Consider the following 23,217-nt stretch of genomic DNA (forward strand, 5'->3'; position numbering starts at 1 on the left):
TGAATAGTCGGCAACAGTGAACCGGTGCCTGCTTCTGTCGCGCTGATCGCCCCACCCGGCCCGGCCGCCGCCTTCACCACCGCCGGCCTGGTCGCGGACCGGTACGACGAACTCCCCGCGGACCTCGGCGGGTACCAGGCGGTGGTGGTACTCGCCGCCGACTACCCGACACCGGTGCACCTCCAGACAGACGCCCTCGCGGAGTACGTGGGCGCCGGCGGGACGGCGTACGTCGAGTTCGCTGTGGACGACGGCTTCCTCCCGGCCGGCGACATCCGCGACGCACACATCGAACGGATCTTCACCCGAGAACCGTTGCATGGCATCGAGCCGCTCAGCATCCTCGACGAACACCTCTCCCGAGCCCAACACGTAACCCCTCCCGAAGGCGCCACAGAACTCCTCACCTACGGCACAGTCGCCGGCACCCACAAAGCAGTCTTCGGCCCACCCGCCGAAACCTTCCCCGCCCTCCTGGACATCCCGGTAGGCGAAGGCCGTCTCCTGTACGCCACCACAGCCCTGAGCCACCACCGCCAAGGCAACTACAAACCCCGCCGCCGCTGGCACCGCCTGCTGGAGTTGATCGTCGCCACCCTCGCCAACACCGAAGAGCCACCCGAGGTAGAGGTCTTCACAGAACCCCACGTCTGGGCAGCCTCCGGCGACCCGATCAAGCTGGTAGTCCGCAAAGCCCCCGCGCCCCCAACAGCCCGAGCGTCGGACGTGTCGGTGGAACTGCGCGAGATGGGCCCTGGGCGGTACGAGTCCGGGCCTTTGGTGCTTCCCGACGGAGCGCACACCTTCGTCGTCGGTGAGCAGACGGTGACGATCACCATCAGCCCAAGGGACGAGCGGTACAGAAGGATGGTTCACCGGGGCATCGAGTGGTTCGACCGGGCCGGGATGTTCTACGACGCACCCGATGGTTCGAAGGGTGTTGCGGAGGGGTTCTCGAACGAGGTCGGGTTCGACGGGAAGCTGCCGTTCCGGCCGGTCCCACGCGGCGACTGCTACACGCAGACCGCGCACGCCTTCAGCAGGTACGCCGACCTTGCCGACTTCCCCCGCGGTCGCACCATCGCCGCCAACCTCATGCGCCGCGTCGTACAGGAAGAACAGCTGACCGACCGCAACAACCTGTACGGCGCCTTCGAACCACGCGGCGCACGGACCGACCTGACCCACACCAACAACCTCTTCGCCGACGACGGCGGCTGGATCGCCCTCTTCGCCCTGATGTCCGGCCACCTCGAACCAGGCCTCCGCGGCGTGGAGTCCCTGATCCGCACCGCCAACACCGAACTAGGCCTCCAAGTAGACCCGTGGCGCACCCCGTCCACCCTGATGGTGAAGGGCTGGGACGAGTTCGGCCGCAGTCCGATCGAGGACGGCCTCGACCTCACGTCGCACTGGCAGAGCTCGGCGCAGTGCGCGTACCTCTACGCGTACGGCATCACCGGCGAGCCGTCGTACCTGGAAGTCGCCGAGCGCGGCCTCGACCACATGGCCAAGAACCACCCGCGAGCCCGCCTCGAAACCAGCCGCACCTGCGAAGCCGGCCGCTTCCTCCTGCCGCTGGCGGGCGGCTACTTCTACACCCGCAAACCCCTTTATCTACAGACGATGCTCGACCTCGCGGACTTCCTGAAGAGCCGCCAAGGACCCGACGGTGGGTTCGCCGAGTGGGACGGCAAGTGCCCGCCGAGCAACGAGGCGTACGGCGTCGACGAGGCGTCGATCTTCCAGGCGAACGGTGACCCGGTCACCGACCAGCTGTACGGCACCCCGTTCGCGGCCTGGGCGTTGCCGATCGCCTACCAGATCACAGGCGAGTCCGTCTTCGAAGAACTCGCGCACGGCGTCCTCGACTACCTGAGCCGGATCCAGATCGACGACCCGGACGACGAGCAGCTGCACGGCACCTGGCAGCGCGCGTTCGACTTCGACGCCTGGGAGTACTACGGCTCGAACGCCGACCTCGGCTGGGGACCGTACTGCGTGGAGACTGGGTGGTCGGTCGCCCCGACCCTGATCGCCACCATGCAGTACCTGCAACGTAGGCCGTTCTTCCCGGAGGTCCGGCACAACCCCGAGCCCGTGGCGGCCATCCGTGCGGAGTTCGAATCCATCCGCAAGGGCGAGCCCGCACAACCCACCTTCCACAGTGGTGAAGACGGACGGGTCGTACGGGTCCAAGGCGGGGTGCGCGCCATCGTCGAAGACCTGCAGGTCGCCGGTGAGCCGGTGTGGGCGCGGAACGACCCGGCGAACTCGTACGAGATCTACGTCCGCGGCGCCGACAACCACCTGCACCACACCTACCTCGACGACCGGGTCGGACAGGGCCGCTGGCAACAACTCGGCGACCTCGAGCTGGCCGACGACCCCGTGGTCGCCTTCAACCCCGGCGCCGACGCGATCGAGGTCTACGTCCTGGGCGCCGACCGCCGGATCCACCACTGTTCGATGATCGACGTCCGCGGCGGCCACACCGACTGGGAACCTGTCGGTACGCTGCACTTCACCGGCTCACCCGTGGTGAGGTATGACGAGACCATCGGCACGGTCCGCCTGGCAGCGAACGACACCGCCGGCCAGGACCGCAGTACCCGCAAAGTGAACCGCTGGCATCTCCCTTGGCAAGACTATTCACACTGGATCACCGCATGACGCAGATCGCCATCGACGGCGGGCAGTCCGCTCTCCGTCTTCGTGTTCTCCCGTCCGGCCGGACCGGCACCGGACCCGGCTACACCCACGGTCCGGACGCGCTCCGCAACCTATCCGACGCGATCCGCGCCGCCGCGGCGGAGGCTGAGCCGGCAGGCCGCGTCGAGGTTGTCGCGCTCGGGCTCACCGGTTTTCCACAGGCGCCGGGTGCTGCGGAGCGGTTCGCGGCGGAGGTCGGGGTGCTGCTGAACGCGGACGAGGTCCGGCTGACGCAGGACATGGTGACCGCGCATGCCGGTGCGCTTCCCGACGGGTACGGCGTGGTAGTTGCCGCAGGCACCGGTCTGGTCTGTCTCGCGGTGGACCGGGACGGCACCTGGCGCAAGCTCGACGGTCACGGGTACCTGTTCGGGGATGCGGGCAGTGCGTTCGCGATCGGCCGGGCCGGGCTGGTCGCCGTGCAGCGGGCTCGTGACGGCCGCGGACCTGCGACCAAGCTGGCCGAGACGTCGCTCGATCCGGTGACGCTCTACCGTTCGCCGACATTGGTGGACGACGTCGCGCGGTTCGCTCCCGACGTACTGCGGTGTGCCGCCGAAGGCGATCCGGTCGCGAACGAGTTGCTCGTCCGCGCCGCCGCCGACATCGCCGAGACGATCGAGGCCGCGGTCGCCCAACTCGCCGGCGAAGGACCCGTACCGGTCGCGTGCGTCGGCGGGCTGTTCACGGGCGCCGGCGAACAACTCCTGACACCCGTCCGCGCAGCGCTGCCCGAACGGGCGCAGCTCACCCCCGCGGCCGGCAACTCGCTCGACGGCGCCGAACGCCTCGCCACCGGACCGACGGGACCGTACGCCGACCTGATTGTGACGCACCGCCGATGAGAACCCTTGCCCCCGGCACCCTGGTCGTGTCCTGCCAGGCGAGTCCCGAGAACCCGCTCTACGGCCCCGCTGGGATGGCCCTGATGGCACAGGCCGCCGAAGCGGGCGGCGCCGGCGCGATCCGGGCGAACGGGCCGCAGGACATCGCGGCGATCCGTGCGGTGACCGAGCTGCCGATCATCGGCATCCACAAGCTCGGCGACCCGGCGGGCGTGTTCATCACCCCGACGTACGAAGCCGCGGCCGGAGTCGTCGCCGCCGGAGCCGACCTGGTCGCGCTCGACGCGACCCTGCGCCCGCGCCCGGACGGACAACAGCTCGCGGGACAGATCGCCCGCGTCCACGCCGAGCTCGGCGTACCGGTGATGGCCGACGTGGACACTCTCGAAGCAGGCCTGGCCGCCCGGGCCGCGGGTGCGGATCTCGTCGCGACGACGCTGTCCGGCTATACCAATGGCCGTACGCCGGCCGGACCGGACGTCGAACTGGTCCGGCAGCTGGTCGCGAAGCTGGACTGCCCGGTCGTCGCCGAGGGCCGGATCCGGACCCCCGAGGACGTCCGTGGCGTCTGCGATGCGGGCGCGTACGCGGTCGTCGTCGGTCACGCGATCACGAACCCGATGGACCTGACCGCGCGGCTGGCCGGCGCGATCCCGGCCCGCTAGACCCGCGCACAGTGGTCTAGACGAGCTTGTCCCGCGGGGTTCCGCGCGCAGGACGCCGGGCGTATCCATGACGCAGTCACCTGAGAGGACTCGTCATCATGATCGAGGTCGACCGCCGTACCCTGCTCCGCGCCGCCCTCGCCGGATCCGCCGTCGCCACGCTCGCCTCCTGCGCGAAGCCGGTCGCCGACAAGACCCCAGCCGTGTCCGGGAGCTCTGTCGACGGCAGCAAGCCGCTGGAGTTCTTCAACTTCGACGGCGGCTACGGCAAGGAATGGACCACGATGCCGCTGGATCTGTACCGCAAGGAGTTCCCGAAGGCGGACGTGAAGCTGACCAGCGGGCAGCAGCTCCAGCAGCAGTTGCAGCCCCGCTTCATCCAGGGCGACCCGCCCGACCTGATCGAGAACGTCGGCCTGGACGGCGCCACCCTGGCCGCGCAGAAGCAGGTCATGGACATCGGCCGACTGCTCGACATGGAGGCGTACGGCCAGCCCGGCATGAAGGTCCGCGACACGCTGCTCCCGGGCGTCGCGGAGGCGGGGCGGTACGACGGGGTGAAGTACGAGATGCCGTACGTGTTCGGCGTCGGCGGGATCTGGTACAGCAAGCCGCTGATGGACAAGCACGGCTGGGAGTACCCGAAGTACTGGGACGACATGCTGGCGCTCTGCGCGGAGATCAAGAAGACGACGGACATCGCGCCGTGGACGTACCAGGGCAAGTTTCCCGGGTACCTCACCAACCCGATGCTGATGACGGCGTACAAGGCCGCCGGCCCGGACCTGAAGAAGAAGCTCGACAACCTGGAGCCGAACGCGTGGCGCGACCCGGCGCTGATCGCGGCCGCCGAGGGCTACCAGGAGCTGGCCGCGAAGGGCTACCTGCTCGAGGGCTCGCAGGCGCTCACGCACACCCAGTCGCAGACGTACTGGGCACAGGGCAAGGCCGTGTTCATCCCCTGCGGCGGCTGGCTGGAGAACGAGCTCGGTGACATCGCGCCGAAGGACCTCGGGATGACGATGGTCCCGGTACCGGGGACGTCGCCCGCGGACAAGGCGCCGTTCGAGACGGTCACCGGCGGCCCCGGCGGTGCGCTGATCGTCCCGTCGAAGGCGAAGAACCCGCAAGGCGGGCTGGAACTGCTGCGGATCATCGTCTCCAAGCAGTGCATGCAGAACTTCACCAAGGTGACGAAGTCGCTGACCGTGGTGAAGGGTGCCACCGACGGTGTCGAGCTGTCCTCCGCGAACAAGTCGATGCAGGCGGTGATCGAGGCGGCCGGCACCAACATGTTCGCGGACTGGTCGTGGCGGCTCTGGTACAAGAAGCTGCTGGACAACTCGGACAAGGCGATGGCCGCGCTGATGAACCAGGAGCTCACGCCAGACGGGTGGAGCAAGCAGATGCAGAAGTACGCCGACGAGACCGCGAAGGACCCGTCGATCAAGAAGTTCCACGACTGATGCACCACGGGAAGTACCGCTTCGTCATCAGCCTGCTGGTGGTTCCGCTGGCCGTGTATGCGGTGTTCGTGATCTCGCCGTACGTGCAGGCGTTCCCGATCGCGTTCACGAACTGGGAGGGGCTTTCGGCGAGCTACCACTACATCGGGTTCTCGAACTTCGTGACGCTGTTCCACGACTCGGTGTTCTGGGTCGCGTTGCGGCACAACCTGTTCCTGCTGGTCTCGTTACCGATCATCATCGTCACGCTGTCGCTGTTCTTCTCCGCGGCGCTGAACTACCGCGGCGGCGTACCGGGGTCGCGGATCTACAAGGTCGTGTACTTCTTCCCCGGCGTCCTGTCGATCGCGATCGTCGGCGTGCTCTGGCAGTTCGTCTTCGAGCCGCGCAACGGGCTGCTGAACGGATTCCTCCGCGCGGTCGGTCTCGGCGGGCTGACCCGGTTGTGGCTCGGTGACGGCCGTACGGCGCTCGGGTCGATCATGGCTGTGGTCGTCTGGGGCGGCGTCGGGTTCTACGTCGTACTGTTCACGGCCGCGATGGCGGCGATCCCGCGCGAGCTGTACGAGGCCGCGCTGCTGGACGGCGCGGGCGCGATGCAGTCGTTCTTCCGGCTGACGTTGCCGTTGATCTGGAACACCGTGCAGACCGCGCTCGCCTTTCAGGTGATCGGTGCGCTGGACATGTTCGCGCTGGTGAAGATCCTGTCCGTCGGGCCGGGTGGTCCCGACGACGCCACCCAGGTCGTCTCGTTGTACATGTACTCGAACGCGTTCACGTACGGGAAGTTCGGCTACGCCTCCGCGATCGGGGTGACCTTGTTCTTGATCAACATGATCCTGACCCTGCTGACGTTCCGGCTGACCCGCCGCGAGCGGGTGGAGTACTGAGGAGGCACGATGGCTCTGTTGACGTCCGCTTCCCGGTCGAGCGCTCCCGCCGTACCTCCGCCGGCCGATCCGGCCCCGAGCGCCGTCGGGTCGCGGGTGCTCGGCGGTGTGTCGCAGGGGTTTCTGCTGGTGTGGGGCGCGATGGTGGTGTTCCCGTTGCTGTGGGCGGTGCTCAGCTCGTTCAAGTCCGACCAGGACATCTTCACGAGCCCGTGGAGCCTGCCGTCGCGCTGGCGGTGGGACAACTTCTCGCGTGCGTGGAACGAGTCGCACATCGGTACGTACTTCTTCAACAGCGTGATCGTGGTGTGCAGTGGCGTCGTACTGACGTTGCTGTTGTCGTCGGCGGTTGCATATGTACTGGCGCGATTCTCGTTCCCGGGTTCGCGGGTGCTGTACTACGTGTTCGTGGCCGGGATGGTGTTTCCGGGGTTCCTGGCGTTGGTGCCGCTGTTCTTCGTCGTACAGAACCTGGGGTTGATGAATACGTACCTCGGGCTCATCCTGGTTTACGCGGCGCACGGGATGTCGTTCTCAGTTTTCTTCCTGACGGCTTTTTTCAGGACGGAGTCGAAGGAGTTGGCCGAGGCGGGACTTGTGGACGGGTGTTCTCATTGGGGTGTGCTCTTTCGCATCATGCTGCCGCTTGCCCGGCCCGGTCTGGTCAGTATCGGCATCTTCCAGTTCCTCGGGATGTGGAACGAGTACCTGCTGCCGTTGGTGCTGAACACCGACGAGAAGCGGTACCTCGTCACCCAGGGGCTGGCGAACATCGCGGTCACCCAGGGGTACCACAGCGACTTCTCCGGATTGTTCGCCGGATTGACCATCTCGATCATTCCGGTCCTGGCCGTATATCTTGGATTCCATCGGCAGATCAGCGCCGGAATGACCGCGGGAGCCCTCAAGTGACCGAACTCCTCCTGGCCGCGAAAATCGTGGACGTGACCCCGCCACCCGGTCACCGGCTCGACGGGTACGCCGCCCGCACAGGCGTCGCGACCGGTACTGCGGACCCGCTGAACGCGACGCTGATCTGGCTGTCGAGCGCCGACGACCCGGGTGTTCTGTGGCTGACGTTGGACGCGATCGCTGTCGGTCGTGAACTTACTTGTGAACTGGCGGCCGCGGCCGGTGCGGCAGCCGGGATCCCCGCGTCGCAGGTCGTGGTGTCGGCGTCGCACACGCACTCGGGTCCGTCCGGGTGGACCGGTGAGATCCATCCGGTGATCCCCGCGTCGCGTGAACGCGACCTGGCCGATGCGCTGGTGGGCGCGGTCCGTTCCGTGCAACTCCAACGGAAGCCTGTGACGGCGTCATGGCGATCGATCGAGGTCGTCGGCGTCGGTACCAACCGGCACCGCCGCAACGGACCGCACGACAACACCGCCGGGATCCTCGCGCTGCACTCGTTGTCCGGTTCGCTCGAGGCGGTGCTGCTCGACTTCGCGTGTCATCCCACGACGTACGGCCCGGAGAACCTGCAGTACTCCGCCGACTGGCCCGGGGCTGCTCGTGCTGCGCTAGCGCCTGCCGTCGTCGGCTTCCTCCAAGGCGCAGCCGGGGACGTCAGCCCGCGCTTCACCCGTCAGGGGCGTGGTGCTTTGGAGGTCACGCGTCTCGGGTCGTTGCTGGCAGGTCGGGTACGCGACGCGCTGACGCAGCCCGGGCTTGAGCTACCACAGTCACCGCCGGCGATCCGCCGTACGACGCTCACCCTTCCCGTTCGCAACATTCCCCCGGCCGCGGAGGCCGAGAAGGTCGTCTCAGCCGCGGCCAGCCACCTCAACGGCACCGACGACCCGTCCGGTCGCATCTCCCAAACCCGCTTGGACGGCGCCCGCGGGCAGGCCATGATGGCCGGCGCCGCGCTGCCACCCACGTTCGACCTGCCGATCAGCGCGGTCACCATGGGCGACGTGTGCTGGATCAATCTCCCCGTAGAACTCTTCGCCGTCCACGGAGCGTGCCTTCAGGCAGACAGCACGTACCCGGTCACCCGCGTGATCGGCTACACCGACGGCTACTACGGCTATGTAGTCGACCCCTCAGCCGCCGAGGCCGGCACGTACGAAGCCCTGATCACGTTCTTCGACCAACCCACCACCAACCGCCTCCTCAAAGAAGCAGCCAGCTTCGTCAACAGCTAGCGACGTTGGTACGGCGGGACGGCGCGGATGCAGGGGATCAGCGCGCCGCCCCACCGGTCTATGGGGTACGCCAGGTCAGGAGCGGGTCCACTTCTGGTCGTCGGTGCCGTTGCAGGCAGCTGTTACGACCGCGGCGCCGTCGCCGGTACCTGCTGCGGTCAGGCAGAGCGTCGGGTCGGCGACGCTTGTCACGGTCTGGTCCGCGTTGAGCTCCCACGCCTGGTTGGTCGCTCCAGTGCAGTTCTCGATGGTGGCCGACGTTCCGGACGTCATGCACTTGTCGGCGTACACAGTGAGCTGCTTGGACGCCGTGTAGTTCCACGACTGGTTACCGCCGTTGTTGCAGTCCCACAGGTCCAGCGCCGTACCAGGTGCGGTCGAGAACCCGGGTACGTCCACGCAGCGGCCACTGGCGACTCCCCGCAGCGGCTCACCCGGCGGCGCCGGCGGGAGGGTGTTGGTGGGCTCGTCCTTGAGCAGGCCCCAGCCCCACCACAGCTGGTCCAGCCCGCTGCGGCTGTTCACCTGGAGGTCTGCCGGCCCGACCTGCGTCGTCATCGAGTACGAGTCGCCTGTCCGGAGGCCAGGCCAGTACACGATCCCCATGTGGTTCTCACGGGCAACCTGCGTGAGCGCTCCGAGGTACGCGGTGTACACGTTGCCCTCGTGGTTGCCGTAGTTCAGGCCGATCGTCATCGGTGAGCCGGCCTCGTCGATGATCGTTCGTGAACCGTACGAGCCGATCCGCGGGCGCAGGTTCGCCAGCCACGCGGCCTGGGTCGTGTCGGACGCCCAGAAGCCGTAGAAGTGCAGTGACAGCAGGGTGCCCTTCAGCTCGGGTGCAGCGCCGACCCCGGTCACGTTGTCGTTGTAGCCGGTGCCAGAGATCACGATGCGGCTACGCGGTACGTCGCTGTGCTGGGCGATCCAGCCCGACGTCAGCGAGACCCAGTCGGGCAGCGAGTACCCGAACGGCTCGTTCATCGGCTCGAAGTACACGTGCGGGTTCTTGCCGTACGCCTGCACCACGGTGTCCCACATGGCGCCGTACGCCGCCGTGTCGTCGACCCGGCCGTCCTTGGCGTTGTCGGCCTCCCAGTAGCTGAGGATGACGTTGAACCCACGCCCGACCGCTGCGTCGATCGCCCCGCGGTAGGAACGCCACCAGGTCGTGCCTACGCTCGACGGGTTGATCGGCAGCCGTACGGTGTTCGCCTTGAGCTCCTTGCGGAACTCGCCGACGATCCCGTCCGCCTTCTGGTACGTCGTCGCGTAGTCGTCCGCCGTACTGAGTCCGGACGGTACGACCGCGTCGTGGGCGTAGTTGTCGCGCGGATCGGCCCAGTTCACACCGCGGAAGGCGCTGGTGTCGGCGGGCAGCGGCGCGGCCGAAACCGCAGTGGCGGTGACGGCCCCCGCGCCGGTGGCTGTGAGGGCTGCGACGGCGGCGGCGACCGAGAGCGTCGCGGCGGCGAGGCGCCGGGCTGGTGATCTCATGCCGCCGATGTTCACGCAAACATTTCCCCCCGTCAATGCCTCGGCAGCGACTACCGTCGGCTACGAACCGCTAGAGCACGAGCTCCGGCTGCAGCTTCTTCGCCGGCCAGACCCGCTGTTTGCGGGCCGCCAGGGTGGACGCGGCGATCGCGACCGCGAACCACGCACCGAGCGCGAGCAGGTCCCGTCCGAGCGAGGCGCCGGGTCCGCCGTACATCAGATGCCGGACGCCGTCGATCGCGTAGCTCATCGGCAGCGCGTGATGGAAGAAGTACAGCGGCTCCGGGATCGTCTGCCACGGGAACGTACCGCCCGCGCTGACCAACTGGACCACCATCAGCACCAGCCCGAGGAACTTGCCCACGGCACCGAACCAGGCCGACAGCGCGTGCAGGATCGCGACGAACGTGAATGACGTCAGGATCAGGAAGCCGACCGTCAGCCAGGGATGTGCGGTGTTGATCCCGAGTCCGAGGACGACGGCCACGAACAACAGCGTCGCCTGGATCGCGCCGAAGAGGGCCGGAGGCAACCAACCGCCGAGAGCCACCCGGAACGGCGACTGCAGAGCTGCCAGTGCCCGCGGCGACAGCGGCCGCACCAGCAGGAACAGAACGTACGCACCGATCCAGCAGGCCAGACTGAGGAAGAACGGAGCCAGGCCGGCGCCGTAGCTGTCCGCCGTGGCCTGCGAGACATTCTGCAGGGTCACCGGGGCGCCCAGCGTCTCCGCTACTGCCTTGCGCTGGTCAGCGGTCGGGTTGGGGATCTGCTTGACACCGTTCTGCAGGCCGGTGTTCAGCTGAGTCGCACCGGTCTTCAGCTGACCCACACCGGTCGCAAGACTGTTCACACCGGTCAGCAACTGGCCCTGCCCGGTCACGGCCTGCTTCTCACCAGCTGCAAGCTTCTGCGCGCCCGTCTGCAGCGTCCCAAGCCCCGTCTTGAGCTGGTTGGCGCCAGTGCTCAGCTGGTGCGCGCCGTTGGACGCACTGCTGATGCCATTCGTCAGAGCCGGCGTAGCCTTCGCCAACTGCGACGCGCCGTTCGACACCTTCCGCGCACCGCTTGCAAGCTCGTTGAGCTGCTTGGACGTGGTCTGGATCTTCGTGTTCGCCTGTACGACGGGAGCGCGCAGCTTGGCGGTCTCCTGCAGAACCACCCGGATCTGATGCTGGCTGAGGCCCTGCGCCTTCAACCGCTGTGCCAACTGCGAGTCGAACGTCTTGAGGTCCTTCACCAGCGTGCCGGATGCAGTAGCGACCTGCTTACCGACGCCGGCGATCTTCTCGTTGCCGTCAGCAACCTGATCCGCACCGTCGGCCAGCTGCTTCGTCTGCCTCGGGAGTGCGGCTGTCTTGTCCTTCAGAGTGCTCAGACCGCTGTCGAGCTGTGAGGCTCCAGTGGCCAGTGACGACGCGCCCTGCGAGGCCTGCGTCGCACCGCTCGCCAACTGCGTCGCGCCTGCCGAGAGCTGCTGCTGCGCGGTGTTGAGCTGCTTTGCGCCAGTCTGCAGTTTGGTGACCCCGGTCGCCGCCGACTCGAGCCCGTTCTGCAACTTGGCAGCCCCCGCGGCCGCAGTACTCACCTGGGTGTGGATGGTGTTGTAGCCGGCCAGCAACTGCGATGCAGCCGTCTCGCTCACCTGCGAGGCCACGGTCTTCGTCACCTGCGCGACGACCTGGTTGGCGATCGTGTGGGCGATGTAGTTGTTGGCGTCGTTCGTCAGCAGTTCCAGCTGCGCCTGCCGTGGCTTGAAGTCCGCGCTCGACGCCAGGTCCGACGAGAACGACTTGGGCAGCACCAATGCGAACTCGTACTTCCCGTCCGACACGCCCTGCGTCGCGTCCGCACGGTTCACCTGATGCCAGTCGAAGCTCTTCGACTTCACGAGTTCGTCCGCGACCTGCGGTCCGACGTCGAGCTTCTCGCCGGTCGCCAGCGTCGTACCCTCGTCCTCGACGACGACCGCGGTCGGGATCTTGTCGAGTCGGCCGTACGGGTCGTGGTTCGCGTAGAGGTACAGGCCGCCGTACAGCACCGGCACCAGCAGCAGCGCGACCACGGCCAGCTTGGGCAGCCGTCCGGCCGTCAGACGCCTCAACTCACTCAGGGCCATCCGCAGCGCGGTCACGCCTCTGCCTCCTCTTCCTCATCCTCAATTGCAGTAACAGGCTCAACAGGAGCTATCGGTGCGACCTGCACCGGGTCAGGCTGGTCTGTGTCGCCCATTCGCGCAGCCTTGATGTCCAGCAACCGTGCAGACGCGTCGGCGCACGTGATGATCACGCCGTACCCCTGCGCCGCCAGCCCGCGCCCCAGCTCGAACCACTCGTGCGGATCACCACCGTGCCGATCAGGCATGGTCAGAATGACCACCTGTACGTCGGGGCGCGCGACGGTGAGCTCCGCGAGCAGTCTGGTCCGTACGGCGACCGGGAGGTGCTCGAACCGCTTGTCGGCATGCTCCGCGGCGTCATGCTCGTTCAGCCACTCCAGCACGGCCTTACGCCCCGCTTTGCGGCCGGCGATCGCCAGCTCTTCGCCGACAACCGTCTGCACCGGCAGCGCGTCGTCCGGTTCGGTGATCCCGGGGGCGTCGACCACGGCGACGCGGCGCCGCAGTACGGCGAGGTCGGCGTTGCCGTCGAGCCGTACCTGCCCGGTGTCGGGCTTCAGCCGGCCGGACAGCCCCAGCGCCGCGGCCACGTGGCCCGCGCCCGGGTAGCCGGTCAGCAGCACCACCTGGTGATCCGCGACCGACACCGACGTGGCGTGCAGCATCGGTGCGTGCGGTCCACGCACACTGATCCCGGCGGCCTCGAGCTCCATCCTGCATCCCCGTTCAATACGGTTGTGTATTCAATACAGAACTGTATCCTACTCTTATGGAACTTCCCAAGCGCCGCCGCTCGAACACGCGGGCCCGTCTGCTCGAAGGCGCCCTCGAGGTGTTCGCCGAGCGCGGGTTCCACGGCGCGTCGGTGGAGGACATCTGCGAGCGGGCCGGGTTCACCCGCGGCGCCTTCTACTCGAACTTCGGGTCCAAGGACGAGCTGGTCCTCGCGCTGTTCCAGGCCACCACTGACCGGCTCCTCGAGCAGATCGAGGCGCTGCTCCCCGAGCTCGCGAGTCAGCCCGGCTCGTTGCTGGACGCCGTACTCGGCCTCCTCGACGAGACCGCGCAGGACCAGCGGCAATGGCATCTGATCTCGGCCGAGTTCACGCTGCACGCGTTGCGTGATCCGGACGCGGCGCACGCGCTGAACAAGCAGCGGGCGATGTTCCGCGAGAGCCTGACGCGGTTGGTCGAGCAGATCATCGGGACGAGTTCGCTGGAGCTGACCGTCCCGGCGGAACAGTTCGTCCGGATGGTGATCGCCGTACACGAAGGTGCTCGGTCCCAGAGCTTGCTCGAGCCGGACGCGGTGCCGGCCGGATCGCTCGAGCACACGTTCCTGCCGATGGTGCTGGAGGCGGTCAGCCGACCTTCACGCTGACGGTGTGCAGGCCGGTCGCGCCGTTCGGGGCGGGCGCTGCCGAGGACTCGACCTGTGGGTTGCCCTGCCCGTCGAACGCCCGTACCTGCAGCACATGCATGCCGTGCGGCGCGTTCCAGGTCCAGTGCCACTGCCGCCAGGTGTCGACCGACGGGTCCGCGGCCAGCGTCGCTTGCTGCCAAGGGCCTCCGTCGACGCGGACCTCGACCTTCGAGACGCCGACGTGCTGGTCCCAGGCCACGCCCGCCACGGTCACCGGTCCGGGCGCGACCTTCTTCCCGCCGGGCGTGTCGATCCGCGAGGACAACTTGATCGGCCCTTGCGCCGACCAGCCGCGCACCGTCCAGTACGCGTCGAACTTGTCGAACCGCGTCACCTCGATGTCGACCAGCCACTTCGTCGCCGACACGTAGCCGTACAGCCCGGGTACGACGATACGTACCGGGAACCCGTGCTCCACCGGCAACGGCTGCCCGTTCATCGCGAACGCCAGCATCGCCTGCCGGTCGTCGAGCAGCGTCGGCAACGGCGTACCGGCGGAGAACCCGTCCTTCGACGACGACTGGATCGCATCGGCGTCCTTGGACGGCCCGGCCTCCTCGAGCAGGTCCTTCAGCACCACGCCGGACCAGAGCGCGTTGCCGATCAGGTCGCCGCCGACCTCGTTGCTCACGCAGGTCAGCGTGATCCACTTGTGGATGACCTGGCGCTTCAGGAGGTCGTCGAACGTGAGGTTGAGTTCACGGTCGACCATGCCGTGGATACGCAACTTCCAGTCCGACGGGACGATCTGAGGTACCGAGAGCGCGGTGTCGATCCGGTAGAAGTCCGCGTTCGGCGTGGCCCACGGTACGGCGCCTTCCGCCTGCACGCCTGCCGGCGGGGCGAGGGTCGGCGGCTGCGGCAGCGTGAGCTGCTTGCGTGCGTCGGCGACCGCGGCGCGGTTCCCGCCGACGACCTTCCCGAGTACGGCGACCGCGGCGGAGCCGAGCGCGACTCCTCCGGACAGTTGCAGGAACCCGCGACGGCTGACCGCGTCGTCCGGGAAGTCGACGAGCGGTTCGAGCCTGCGGCTGAACAGGCGCAGGACGAGGAGTGCGGTGATGCCGGCCAGCGCCGACGGGAGGAACCCGGTCTGCCCGGAGTCCGCACGGGTGAACGCGGCGGCGACCGCGACACCGCTCAGCGCGATCGTGATCAGCGCACCGGCCCAGTACCGCCGTACGGCGAGGATGCCGCCGACCGCGGCGACCACCGCGATCACGATCAGGATGCCGGTCCGGAGCGCGGTCTTGTCGTGGGTGCCGAACCAGGAGATCGCGAGGTCCTTCAGCCACGGCGGCACCCGGTCGATGAACGCCGACCCGATCGCCACCACCGGCGTCTGCGGCGTACCGAGAACCCCGGCCGCGAGACTCCCGACCGCCAGGCCGGCCAAGGCGGCCAGGATGCCGCCCGCCGCCCCGCGCCAACGGGTCCCACCAGCAGCCTTCGGGTCAGCCTGTTGCTTCACTTCTCAACCTTCGCGCGGCGGGGCGCCCGGCACCAGCCGAGCGCCCCATCCGTTAGTCGCGGGTAATACCTGGTAATGCCTAGGCCCGGTCCGGCAATCCACCGCTGGTGCGCTGGATTCCCGGACCGGACCTGGTGCGGTTGTCGTACTGGTCAGATCCGGTCGGGCGGGATCGGCCCCAGACCCGGGCGGCCGTTCGGCCAGCGTCGGGCGTTGTCGCGGACCCGGCGGAGCTTGCCGAGAACGAGGTCGCGGTCGTCCGCCAACTGGGACATCCAGAGGCTGTCGATCTCGAGCAGGTGATCCGGCAGTGCTTCGCGCAACCGCCGCTTCCCCTCCTCGGTCAGGACGGCGAACGAGCCGCGGGCGTCGTCGGGGCACGGCTCCCGGCGGACCAGACCGAGGTTCTCGGCACGGTCGACCAGACGGGTGATGCCACCGGTGGTGACGGTCAGCTCCCGGGCAAGGGAGGTCAGACGCTGCTTCTCCCCGTTGCTACGGGCCAGCCGCAGCAACAGTTCGAACATTGCCATTTGCAGTCCACTGCGCTTCAGGGAATGGCGCATCAGGTGATCCAGCTCGGCCGCTGCTTCTCTCAGCAGGCCGTAGGCCGTCAGCACGTCGCTTTCCCATGGTTCAGCAGCGCGAGTGGGTTCTGCATCGGCGAGCGCTAGGGGCGAGCAAAGCGAAGGCGCGATGGTCATGCGCGGACTCTATTAGCTGACCAGTTCACTTCGCTACACGGGGTGACCCTTCGGCTACAGATCGACCCAGAACCGCAAATCTCCTGAGCGTAACGGACAGCCTGAACCAGATCCGGTCTAGAACGGTGAAAGCTGACGATCCGGGCCTGTGGATAACTTCCGCGGCGCCCGGCCGAATTTTGCCACCCTTGATCCGCGAGGTCATGAACCCACCGGATCGGGGAGCCCGAATGAGCAAGGACACCAAGGAAAACTCGCCCTACGGCGCTGGTTTCGTAGCAGCCTGCATCGTCGTCGGCGCGGTCCTGCTCTGCGGCGGACTGCTCATCATCGGCGGCCGGACGTCGCCGGCGGCCACGTCCCTCGATCCCTCCGAGCCGCAAGCTGCCGGGCACAGTGCTGCCGGGCAGACCCAGCCCAGCGCAGGCGAGCCTGTCGGGCCTGCGACTCCGGACAGCTCGACCGCTGCCGCACGACCTCGAAGTGCCACCGGCTGCAACCGTGCGAGCGGCGACCAGGCGGTTCCGGACAAGGCGCCGGCAGTTGACGGCTGGGACGTCAGCCGCCGCATCGTCGTACCGCGTTCGTCGACGTACGGTCCGGCCGTGACCGACCCCGACGGGTTCCGCCGGTGCTTCGCCCACTCACCGACCGGCGCAGTGTACGCCGCCTACAGCGCCTTCGCGGCGATGGCCGACCAGGACGTGGTGGTCGCCACCGCGCGGAAGCTGATGGTTCCGGGTCCCGACACCGACGCCCTGATCCGCGAGCTGCAGTCGGACGACTCGGTGAGTGGGTACTCGGTGCCTCAGCTCGCCGGGTACCACCTGATCGACACCGCGCCGGACCGAGTGATCCTGCTGCTCGCCACGCCGGTCGAGTCCGGCTACATGAGCCTCACGCTCACCCTGATCTGGCACGACGGCGACTGGCGTCTGAAACCGCCCACGCCCGGTGAACCGGTCGGCGCACCGTTCGCCCAGCACCGTGACCTGTCCGACTTCGTTGCCTGGAGTGGTGTCTGATGTGCGGAAAGATGGAGATCACGTGCTACATCCATGACGGCTTCCAGTCCGTCGCGACCAGTGCGATGGACCAACTCCAGGCACAGGTCACCGGAGGCGCGCTGAGCACCCTGCGATCGATGACCTTCTGGCTCCGGCCGGGCACTCTGTCGCTGGCCGACCAACACGGCCAGGCAACCGGCACGGTGCAGTTCTTGCAGGGCAGCCTGCTGAGCGTCACGGCCGCGGTGTTCGCCATCGCGATCGTCATCGCGGGTATCCGGATCGCCTGGGAGCAGCGCGCGAGGCCGCTGCAAGAGCTGCTCAAGGGGATCCTGACCTTCGTCGTGGTCGGAACGGCCGGGGCCGCGACGATGCAGCTCCTGTCGGCCTGGTCGGACGGGTTCTCGGTCGCCATCATCAACCAGGCGGGCAAGGACCTGTCGCTGGCAGCCGCCTTCGGCGGCTCGGTGAACGGCGACGGCCAGGCCCAGAGCCTCGTCGCCGACGGCATGCCGGCGCTGCTCGGTATCACGACCGGCCTGGGGGTGATCGTCGCCTCCTTGATCCAGATCGTTCTGATGCTCGTGCGGTCCGCACTCCTGGTGCTGATGGCGGGTGCGTTCCCGCTCGCCGCCGCCGCGACGAACACCGAGATCGGCCGGAACTGGTTCCGGAAGTTCTGTGGCTGGTCGCTGGCCTTCATCGCGTACAAGCCGGCGGCCGCGCTGGTCTACGCGGCGGCCATCAGGGTGGCCCATGACCCTGCGATGAGTACGACCGACTCCGTGGTGCGGGCGATGACCGGAATGATGATGCTGCTGCTCGCGATTTTCGCCCTGCCGGCGTTGCTGCGCTTCATGGTGCCGGTGACTGCTGCGGTGGCCGGCGGCAGCGCGGGGATGGGCAGTTCGGTCGCGGACCCGGGTGGACTCGCCAGCGGCGCGATCAGCGTCGGCAGCTCCGGCTCCGGATTTGGCAGCGGCTCGAGCCGCAGCGGCGCGACCTCGTCCGGTGGTTCGACCGGCGGTGGTTCGATCGGCGGTGGCGCGACCGGTGCGCAAACGGTCGGCGCCAAGGCCGCCGGAGCATCGGTCGGCCCAGCAGCCGTCGCCCTCGCCGGGGCCCGGAAGGCCGCCGGCGGAGTCGCCGGCGCAGCATCGCACTCAGCCGGCGAGTCAGGCGGCGGCTCGATCACCCCGTCCTCCGCAAGCGGCCCAATGGCCCGTCATCCAAGCCGCTCCCCAAAACCGCACCACAACAATCCGCAGTCCACCACTGAAAACCGCACCCCAGAACCTGTCGGCCCCTCCGGCAACTGGTGACCAACCCTCAGTTTCCCCAACCTTGTCCACAGCTGTGAATTCAGTAGCTGCTGGCAACAATCTGCCTGGTGTTCATCTGGTGGTCACTTGAGCAGGAGGGCTTCGGAGCCGATCGGCTTGTAGCCGGCCGCGAGAAAGGCGCGGAGCGAGGCTGCGTTGCCCGGGGTGACCTGGGCCCAGATCGACGTGTTGGTTGGGATCAGGGCGCGGGCGGCCACGGCCAGGCGGCGGCCGTGGCCTTGGTGGCGGGCATTCGGAGGTACTTCGATTGCGCACTCGAGGCGGTCCGCGAGGCCGCGGCCGGTCAGCACCAGGCCGTCGTGGGCGTCGACGTACACGCGGACGCCGTCGCGATAACGCCAGGCGCGGTCGACTCTCGGGTGGTCGAGGTCGTGCAACTCGGTGAGGCCGGCGGTTGCGGCGGCGCGTTCGGCCGGGTCGGTCAGGGCGGGCGCCAGGAGCATCGCATCGAGGGCGCTGACCCGGCGGCCGGTGAGTTCCTCGAGGGCCGAGAGGAACGGCGGGTTCGTCGGGGCGCACAGATCGCCGGGCGGTACCCGCTCCGCGACCCACGCCGGGTCGACGTCCGCGGCGATCACGATGTGGCCGGTGAACGACACCACGCAGTACTCGCGGTCGGACGGTGGGGGTACGACGGAGATGGTGAGATCTGGGGGTGGGTACGTGCCGTGTTCGGCGGCGCGCAGAATGGCAGCGAGAGTTGTCATCGGGAGCATTGTCGCGGAGATCCCGTGGCGTGCTCGAGGAGGAGGCGGCAGGATGCGCGAACCGCAACTGGTCACGGCCGAGGGGTTGCCCGAGCGGGTCACGATCTACGAGGTCGGTCCACGGGACGGGTTGCAGAACGAGTCGGCGATCGTCGACGTGGCGGTCAAGGCGGAGTTCATCAACCGACTGGTCGACGCCGGGCTGACGACGATCGAGACGACCAGCTTCGTCCACCCGAAATGGGTCCCGCAGCTCGCCGATGCGGCTGAGCTCCTCGAACAGCTGGACCTGCCGGACGGCGTCCGCGCCCCGGTGCTGGTGCCGAACGAGCGTGGTCTCGACCGGGCGCTCGCGGCCGGCGTACGGGAGATCGCGATCTTCGCGAGCGCGACCGAGACGTTCGCGGCGAAGAATCTCAACTCGACGCTGGACGACCAGTTCGCGATGTTCACGCCGACGATCGAGCGGGCGCTGGCCGCCGGGCTGACCGTCCGCGGGTACGTGTCGATGTGCTACGGCGACCCGTGGGAGGGCGACGTACCGATCGACCAGGTCGTCAAGGTCGGTGCCCGACTGGTCGAGCTCGGCTGCCACGAGCTGTCCCTCGGCGACACGATCGGCGTGGCCACACCGGGCCAGGTCAGCGCCCTCATCGCGGCTTTCGGAGCGGCCGGTGTGCCTGTGGACAAGCTCGCGGTGCACTTCCACGACACCTACGGACAGGCCCTGGCGAACACCCTCACCGCACTCCGCGAAGGCGTCACCACCGTCGACAGCTCGGCCGGCGGTCTGGGCGGCTGCCCGTACGCCGAGAGCGCCACCGGCAACCTCGCCACCGAAGACCTCCTCTGGCAACTCAACGGCCTGGGAATCCAAACCGGCGTCGACCTCGAAAAACTGGTCACCACCAGCACCTGGATGGCCGCCCAACTGGAAAAACCCTCCCCCAGCCGAGTCGTCCAGGCCCTCGCCGGCTGAAAGTGTCGGTGGGCGCTGGGACCATGGAGTGGTGACTGCGCAGCGGGTTGAGCTTGGGGAGTTCTTGAAGGCGCGGCGGGCTCGGGTGGCGCCGGAGGATGTCGGGTTGCCTGGGGGTGGGCGGCGGCGGACGCCTGGGCTGCGGCGGGAGGAGTTGGCGCAGCTGGCCGGGGTCGGGGTGACCTGGTATACGTGGCTCGAGCAGGGGCGGCCGATCAATGCGTCGGGGCAGGTGCTCGATGCGGTGGCGACGACGCTCGGGCTGACGCCGGTGGAGCGGGAGCATCTGTACCGGCTGGCGGAGGCGACGCCCGTACGGTTGCCACGTACGGCGGACTGCGCGAGCGAGGCGGTGTTCGAGGAGATCGTGGAGGCGCTCGATCCGCTGCCTGCGGTGATCACCAACACCCGGTTCGACATCGTGAAGGCCAACCGTGCGTACAACGACCTGTTCCACGACTGGCATCGGCTGCCCTGCATCCACAAGAACCTGCTGTGGTGCATCATCACCGAGCCGGCCGCCCGGGACCAGCTGCTGAACTACGACACCGAGGTTCCGTACCTGGTCGGCCGGCTGAGGTCGGCGTACGGCGAGCACGTCGGCGACCCGGACTGGGAGACCGACCTCGCGCGGTTGCGGTCGATCTGCCCCGAGTTCGACCGGCTGTGGTCGCGGCACGAGGTGGCGGCCTGTACGGAGCGCGTACGGCGGATCGCCAACCCGGCCGTCGGCGAGGTACGCCTCAGGATCACCGAGTTGGCGGTGTCCGCGCACCCGGATCTGGTGTTGTTCATCGAATCCCCTGCCGACGAGGAGACCCGCGCCAAACTGCCGCTGACCCGGAGGGACAAGGCCGAACAGTCAGCGTGATTCCGGCGGGTCGAGGTGACACTGCTGCGGCACCCGCGAATCCGGCCAGGTCGGCGACCGGTAGTTCAGACCGTCACTGCTCGATCGGACGGCGGATGCGGCGGACCAGGCTCTTGTCGGCGAACTGCCCGACCCGGTACGTCGACCAGCCGTCGACACCGGCGCCGACCGCGCCGCCGAGCAGCGGGACGCGGCGCGTGATCGTCAGCGCCATCCGCTTGCCGCTGATCCGGCCGATGAGTTCCGCGACGACCTCGCCCGAGATCTGCCGGTCGAGTTCCGGGTCGAAGACCGGGGCGGTCGCGATCGCCAGCGGCGAGGTGACCAGGCTCGACTTCCGCAGCCGGTCGGTGACGCCCTCCTCGCCGAGCAGGCAGGTGATGACCGCCGTACGCACCCGCGGGTCGTCCAGGTCGTATCCGCGCAGGTGAGCGATCGCCGCCACCATCCGGCACTGCACGACCGCGAGACCGGTCAGGTTGGCGGGCAGCGAGACCGGGAGCGTGATGAGACCGCCGATGCTGGTGGCGAACCCCTGCACGCCGGCGAGCCGGATGTGCTGGTCGATGACCGCGTCGATCGCGAGCGTGATGTCGCCCTCGCAGCGCTCGAGCTTGTTGTCGGCGATCCGCTCCGCGCCGGGGAACCGCTGGTACCCGTCGATCGCGATCTCGAGGATCTGGCGCAACACACCGCCCGCTGCCGTCGGGGCGAACCGCTGGGCGGCGGGCGCGAGACTACTGGCGACGAACCTGGCTACTCCGGCCACGGTGCTCCTTCCCGCCCGGCCCCACGCGTCAGAACCCGGACGTGCTTCAACTGTACGTGCCTCCGAGCCCTCCGCCACTCGGGAGAAACCCTTGGTGTCCCCTAGGGGGCGGACGCCCAGGCCATCACAATCGCAGCGGGCCGAGCGTCCGCCGCGGGAGCGCGCCCCGTCGGAGGCGATTGTGGTGGCCTGGCGGACCGCATGGTCCAGGATGGTGTCGTGCCGATCGAACCTGCTCCGTCTCACTGGGACTTCCCGCCGGTTGGTGTGGCCGGGAGCAGTGACGTGGTCGCGGGTGGTGCCGATCTCGCGCCGGGGACGGTGCTGGCGGCGTACCGGCGGGGACTGTTCCCGATGCCGGACCATCGCAGTTCGGTGTTGTGGTGGTCGCCGGTGGACCGCGGGGTAATCGAGGTTGCCGGGTACCGGCCGTCGCGGTCGCTGCGGCGGGCGCGGGCGCAGTTCGAGATCCGGGTCAACACCGCGTTCGACCAGGTGATCCGGGCGTGTGCCGATCCGCGCCGCCCGGGTGCGTGGATCGACCACGACATCATCGCGTCGTACACCGAACTGCACCGGCTCGGCTGGGTGCACTCGGTCGAGGCCTGGGACGGCGACGAGCTAGCGGGCGGTCTGTACGGCGTGGCGATCGGCGGGCTGTTCGCGGGTGAGTCGATGTTCCACCACAAGACCGACGGCTCGAAGGCTGCCGTCGCCGGCACGATCGAGCTGCTCGACGACGAGTACGCCGCCGAACGGGTCTTCGACATCCAGTGGGTGACCGACCATCTCGCCACGCTCGGCGCGGTGTCGATCCCGCGAGAGACCTATATACGACGCGTGGCGCGCGCCCTGGACGTACCGCTGCCCAAAGCGTTCAGCTGAGCCCCACGAACGCCGCCATCTGCCGTGACGCCGAGGTGAAGAACTCGTCCGCCGGGTCCATCGTCCCGACCAGCTGACCGAACAGTTCGAAGCTGAGCATCCCGAACAGCTGCGTCCACACGATCACCGTCCGCACCAGCACCGCGGGCGGTACGTCAGGAGCCAGCGCGACCAGCACCTTCGTCTGCTCGGCCAGCATCCCCGACGGCACCGGCGCGTCCGCCGGCGTGACGAGCCGGCCCGCCACCTGCGCCCGCTGGAGCAGCCCGAGCAGCAGCAACGGCACTCGGACCGCCGGCTCGACCGTCGTCTGCGGAGCCTTGTACCCACTGATCGGCGACCCGTAGATCAGCGCGTACTCCTGTGGATTGGCCCGCGCCCAGTCCCGTACGGCGGCGTAGATCGCGATCCACTCGTCCAGCGGATCGCCTCTGATGGCGGCTGCCTCCGCCGCTGAGCCGAGGGAGTCGTACGCGTCGATGATCAGCGCGGTGAGCAGCTCGTCGCGGCTGGCGAAGTACCGGTAGAGGGCGGACGAGACCATTCCGAGCTCCCGGGAGATCGCCCGCAGCGAGAGCGCCTCCGCGCCGACGGTTGCCAACTGCTCCCGGGCAGCCGTCTTGATCTGCTCGGTCAGCTCGGCCCGGGCACGCTCACGGGCAGTTCGTCCGGCGTTCATGACGCCAGTGTGCCACAGATACGAGAGCAGTGCTC

Annotated in this window: 21 protein-coding genes; 13 read left to right on the top strand and 8 right to left on the bottom strand. The window is 68.3% G+C overall.

Annotated features, from left to right (window positions below; translation table 11 throughout):
• The first annotated feature begins 24 nt into the window (after positions 1–24).
• From ACZ5BU_RS25980 to ACZ5BU_RS26010, 7 genes are all read left to right on the top strand, one after another.
• On the top strand, positions 25–2,673 hold the full coding sequence (locus tag ACZ5BU_RS25980; protein WP_465702971.1) for a hypothetical protein: 2,649 nt from the start codon (positions 25–27) through the stop codon (positions 2,671–2,673).
• Positions 2,670–3,557 (top strand): N-acetylglucosamine kinase, encoded by an 888-nt coding sequence (locus ACZ5BU_RS25985; RefSeq protein ID WP_465702973.1) that lies wholly within the window; start codon positions 2,670–2,672, stop codon positions 3,555–3,557. The genes ACZ5BU_RS25980 and ACZ5BU_RS25985 overlap by 4 nt, the downstream gene beginning before the upstream one ends.
• Complete coding sequence (locus ACZ5BU_RS25990; protein ID WP_465702975.1) at positions 3,554–4,222, top strand: N-acetylmannosamine-6-phosphate 2-epimerase; 669 nt, start codon at positions 3,554–3,556, stop codon at positions 4,220–4,222. Before ACZ5BU_RS25985 ends, ACZ5BU_RS25990 begins: the two co-directional genes overlap by 4 nt.
• 98 nt (positions 4,223–4,320) lie before the next feature.
• A complete protein-coding gene (gene ngcE, locus ACZ5BU_RS25995; RefSeq protein WP_465702977.1) occupies positions 4,321–5,688 on the top strand; it encodes an N-acetylglucosamine/diacetylchitobiose ABC transporter substrate-binding protein in 1,368 nt (455 codons plus the stop codon).
• The gene (locus tag ACZ5BU_RS26000; protein ID WP_465702979.1) at positions 5,688–6,578 is read left to right on the top strand and encodes a carbohydrate ABC transporter permease; all 891 of its coding nucleotides are present in this window, start codon (positions 5,688–5,690) and stop codon (positions 6,576–6,578) included. The genes ngcE and ACZ5BU_RS26000 overlap by 1 nt, the downstream gene beginning before the upstream one ends.
• Positions 6,579–6,587: 9 nt before the next feature.
• Positions 6,588–7,490, top strand: coding sequence for a carbohydrate ABC transporter permease (locus tag ACZ5BU_RS26005; RefSeq protein ID WP_465702981.1), 903 nt, complete (start codon positions 6,588–6,590; stop codon positions 7,488–7,490).
• Positions 7,487–8,728, top strand: coding sequence for a hypothetical protein (locus ACZ5BU_RS26010; protein WP_465702983.1), 1,242 nt, complete (start codon positions 7,487–7,489; stop codon positions 8,726–8,728). Before ACZ5BU_RS26005 ends, ACZ5BU_RS26010 begins: the two co-directional genes overlap by 4 nt.
• 75 nt (positions 8,729–8,803) lie before the next feature.
• On the opposite strand, the gene ACZ5BU_RS26015 is transcribed toward ACZ5BU_RS26010, so the two are convergent.
• The 3 genes from ACZ5BU_RS26015 to ACZ5BU_RS26025 all read right to left on the bottom strand — a co-directional run bounded on the left by ACZ5BU_RS26015 (position 8,804) and on the right by ACZ5BU_RS26025 (position 13,057).
• On the bottom strand, positions 8,804–10,225 hold the full coding sequence (locus tag ACZ5BU_RS26015) for a ricin-type beta-trefoil lectin domain protein (protein WP_465702985.1): 1,422 nt from the start codon (positions 10,223–10,225) through the stop codon (positions 8,804–8,806).
• A gap of 70 nt (positions 10,226–10,295) precedes the next feature.
• Positions 10,296–12,359 (bottom strand): YhgE/Pip family protein, encoded by a 2,064-nt coding sequence (locus ACZ5BU_RS26020; protein ID WP_465702987.1) that lies wholly within the window; start codon positions 12,357–12,359, stop codon positions 10,296–10,298.
• A complete protein-coding gene (locus ACZ5BU_RS26025; RefSeq protein WP_465702989.1) occupies positions 12,356–13,057 on the bottom strand; it encodes a P-loop NTPase family protein in 702 nt (233 codons plus the stop codon). Before ACZ5BU_RS26025 ends, ACZ5BU_RS26020 begins: the two co-directional genes overlap by 4 nt.
• A gap of 56 nt (positions 13,058–13,113) precedes the next feature.
• Here ACZ5BU_RS26025 and ACZ5BU_RS26030 point away from each other — a divergent pair, with 56 nt between their 5' ends.
• Complete coding sequence (locus ACZ5BU_RS26030; RefSeq protein ID WP_465702991.1) at positions 13,114–13,725, top strand: TetR/AcrR family transcriptional regulator; 612 nt, start codon at positions 13,114–13,116, stop codon at positions 13,723–13,725.
• Here ACZ5BU_RS26030 and ACZ5BU_RS26035 read toward each other — a convergent pair.
• Positions 13,706–15,238 carry a molybdopterin-dependent oxidoreductase gene (locus ACZ5BU_RS26035; RefSeq protein WP_465702993.1) on the bottom strand — a complete coding sequence of 511 codons (1,533 nt, stop codon included), beginning with the start codon at positions 15,236–15,238 and terminating at the stop codon, positions 13,706–13,708. The two genes, ACZ5BU_RS26030 and ACZ5BU_RS26035, sit on opposite strands and share 20 nt — an antisense overlap.
• A gap of 152 nt (positions 15,239–15,390) precedes the next feature.
• Positions 15,391–15,771, bottom strand: coding sequence for a MarR family winged helix-turn-helix transcriptional regulator (locus tag ACZ5BU_RS26040; RefSeq protein WP_465702995.1), 381 nt, complete (start codon positions 15,769–15,771; stop codon positions 15,391–15,393).
• A 401-nt stretch (positions 15,772–16,172) separates the two neighbouring features.
• On the opposite strand from ACZ5BU_RS26040, the gene ACZ5BU_RS26045 reads away from it, so the two are divergent.
• Positions 16,173–16,967, top strand: coding sequence for a DUF8175 domain-containg protein (locus ACZ5BU_RS26045; RefSeq protein WP_465702997.1), 795 nt, complete (start codon positions 16,173–16,175; stop codon positions 16,965–16,967).
• 11 nt (positions 16,968–16,978) lie between these two features.
• Positions 16,979–18,271, top strand: a complete 1,293-nt coding sequence (locus ACZ5BU_RS26050; RefSeq protein WP_465702998.1) for a hypothetical protein — start codon at positions 16,979–16,981, stop codon at positions 18,269–18,271.
• Between the two features lie 83 nt (positions 18,272–18,354).
• On the opposite strand, the gene ACZ5BU_RS26055 is transcribed toward ACZ5BU_RS26050, so the two are convergent.
• Positions 18,355–18,999 (bottom strand): GNAT family N-acetyltransferase, encoded by a 645-nt coding sequence (locus tag ACZ5BU_RS26055; RefSeq protein WP_465703000.1) that lies wholly within the window; start codon positions 18,997–18,999, stop codon positions 18,355–18,357.
• Positions 19,000–19,051: 52 nt separating this feature from the next.
• Between ACZ5BU_RS26055 and ACZ5BU_RS26060 the strand changes: the two genes are divergently transcribed.
• Entirely contained in the window at positions 19,052–19,978 is a 927-nt protein-coding gene (locus tag ACZ5BU_RS26060) for a hydroxymethylglutaryl-CoA lyase (RefSeq protein ID WP_465703002.1), read from the top strand.
• Between the two features lie 31 nt (positions 19,979–20,009).
• Positions 20,010–20,849, top strand: coding sequence for a helix-turn-helix transcriptional regulator (locus ACZ5BU_RS26065; RefSeq protein WP_465703004.1), 840 nt, complete (start codon positions 20,010–20,012; stop codon positions 20,847–20,849).
• Positions 20,850–20,922: 73 nt separating this feature from the next.
• Here the strand turns inward: ACZ5BU_RS26065 and ACZ5BU_RS26070 are convergent, their stop codons facing one another.
• Positions 20,923–21,618, bottom strand: a complete 696-nt coding sequence (locus ACZ5BU_RS26070) for an EcsC family protein (protein WP_465703006.1) — start codon at positions 21,616–21,618, stop codon at positions 20,923–20,925.
• A gap of 219 nt (positions 21,619–21,837) precedes the next feature.
• Between ACZ5BU_RS26070 and aat the strand changes: the two genes are divergently transcribed.
• The gene (gene aat, locus ACZ5BU_RS26075) at positions 21,838–22,503 is read left to right on the top strand and encodes a leucyl/phenylalanyl-tRNA--protein transferase (protein ID WP_465703008.1); all 666 of its coding nucleotides are present in this window, start codon (positions 21,838–21,840) and stop codon (positions 22,501–22,503) included.
• Here the strand turns inward: aat and ACZ5BU_RS26080 are convergent.
• The gene (locus tag ACZ5BU_RS26080; RefSeq protein ID WP_465703010.1) at positions 22,496–23,182 is read right to left on the bottom strand and encodes a TetR/AcrR family transcriptional regulator; all 687 of its coding nucleotides are present in this window, start codon (positions 23,180–23,182) and stop codon (positions 22,496–22,498) included. The genes aat and ACZ5BU_RS26080 overlap by 8 nt on opposite strands.
• Between the last annotated feature and the right edge of the window lie 35 nt (positions 23,183–23,217).

The sequence above is a fragment of the Kribbella sp. NPDC031520 genome (genome assembly GCF_055580825.1).

What these genes read in the sequence shown, in the direction of transcription:
- ngcE (WP_465702977.1), top strand. Translation starts at nt 4,321, where the DNA reads ATGATCGAGGTCGACCGCCGTACCCTGCTCCGCGCCGCCCTCGCCGGA.
- ACZ5BU_RS26005 (WP_465702981.1), top strand. Translation starts at nt 6,588, where the DNA reads ATGGCTCTGTTGACGTCCGCTTCCCGGTCGAGCGCTCCCGCCGTACCT.
- ACZ5BU_RS26025 (WP_465702989.1), bottom strand. Translation starts at nt 13,057, where the DNA reads ATGGAGCTCGAGGCCGCCGGGATCAGTGTGCGTGGACCGCACGCACCG.
- ACZ5BU_RS26050 (WP_465702998.1), top strand. Translation starts at nt 16,979, where the DNA reads ATGGAGATCACGTGCTACATCCATGACGGCTTCCAGTCCGTCGCGACC.
- ACZ5BU_RS26030 (WP_465702991.1), top strand. Translation starts at nt 13,114, where the DNA reads ATGGAACTTCCCAAGCGCCGCCGCTCGAACACGCGGGCCCGTCTGCTC.
- ACZ5BU_RS26060 (WP_465703002.1), top strand. Translation starts at nt 19,052, where the DNA reads ATGCGCGAACCGCAACTGGTCACGGCCGAGGGGTTGCCCGAGCGGGTC.
- ACZ5BU_RS25990 (WP_465702975.1), top strand. Translation starts at nt 3,554, where the DNA reads ATGAGAACCCTTGCCCCCGGCACCCTGGTCGTGTCCTGCCAGGCGAGT.
- ACZ5BU_RS26080 (WP_465703010.1), bottom strand. Translation starts at nt 23,182, where the DNA reads ATGAACGCCGGACGAACTGCCCGTGAGCGTGCCCGGGCCGAGCTGACC.
- ACZ5BU_RS26040 (WP_465702995.1), bottom strand. Translation starts at nt 15,771, where the DNA reads ATGGCAATGTTCGAACTGTTGCTGCGGCTGGCCCGTAGCAACGGGGAG.
- ACZ5BU_RS26055 (WP_465703000.1), bottom strand. Translation starts at nt 18,999, where the DNA reads ATGACAACTCTCGCTGCCATTCTGCGCGCCGCCGAACACGGCACGTAC.
- ACZ5BU_RS26045 (WP_465702997.1), top strand. Translation starts at nt 16,173, where the DNA reads ATGAGCAAGGACACCAAGGAAAACTCGCCCTACGGCGCTGGTTTCGTA.
- ACZ5BU_RS26015 (WP_465702985.1), bottom strand. Translation starts at nt 10,225, where the DNA reads ATGAGATCACCAGCCCGGCGCCTCGCCGCCGCGACGCTCTCGGTCGCC.
- ACZ5BU_RS25985 (WP_465702973.1), top strand. Translation starts at nt 2,670, where the DNA reads ATGACGCAGATCGCCATCGACGGCGGGCAGTCCGCTCTCCGTCTTCGT.
- ACZ5BU_RS26000 (WP_465702979.1), top strand. Translation starts at nt 5,688, where the DNA reads ATGCACCACGGGAAGTACCGCTTCGTCATCAGCCTGCTGGTGGTTCCG.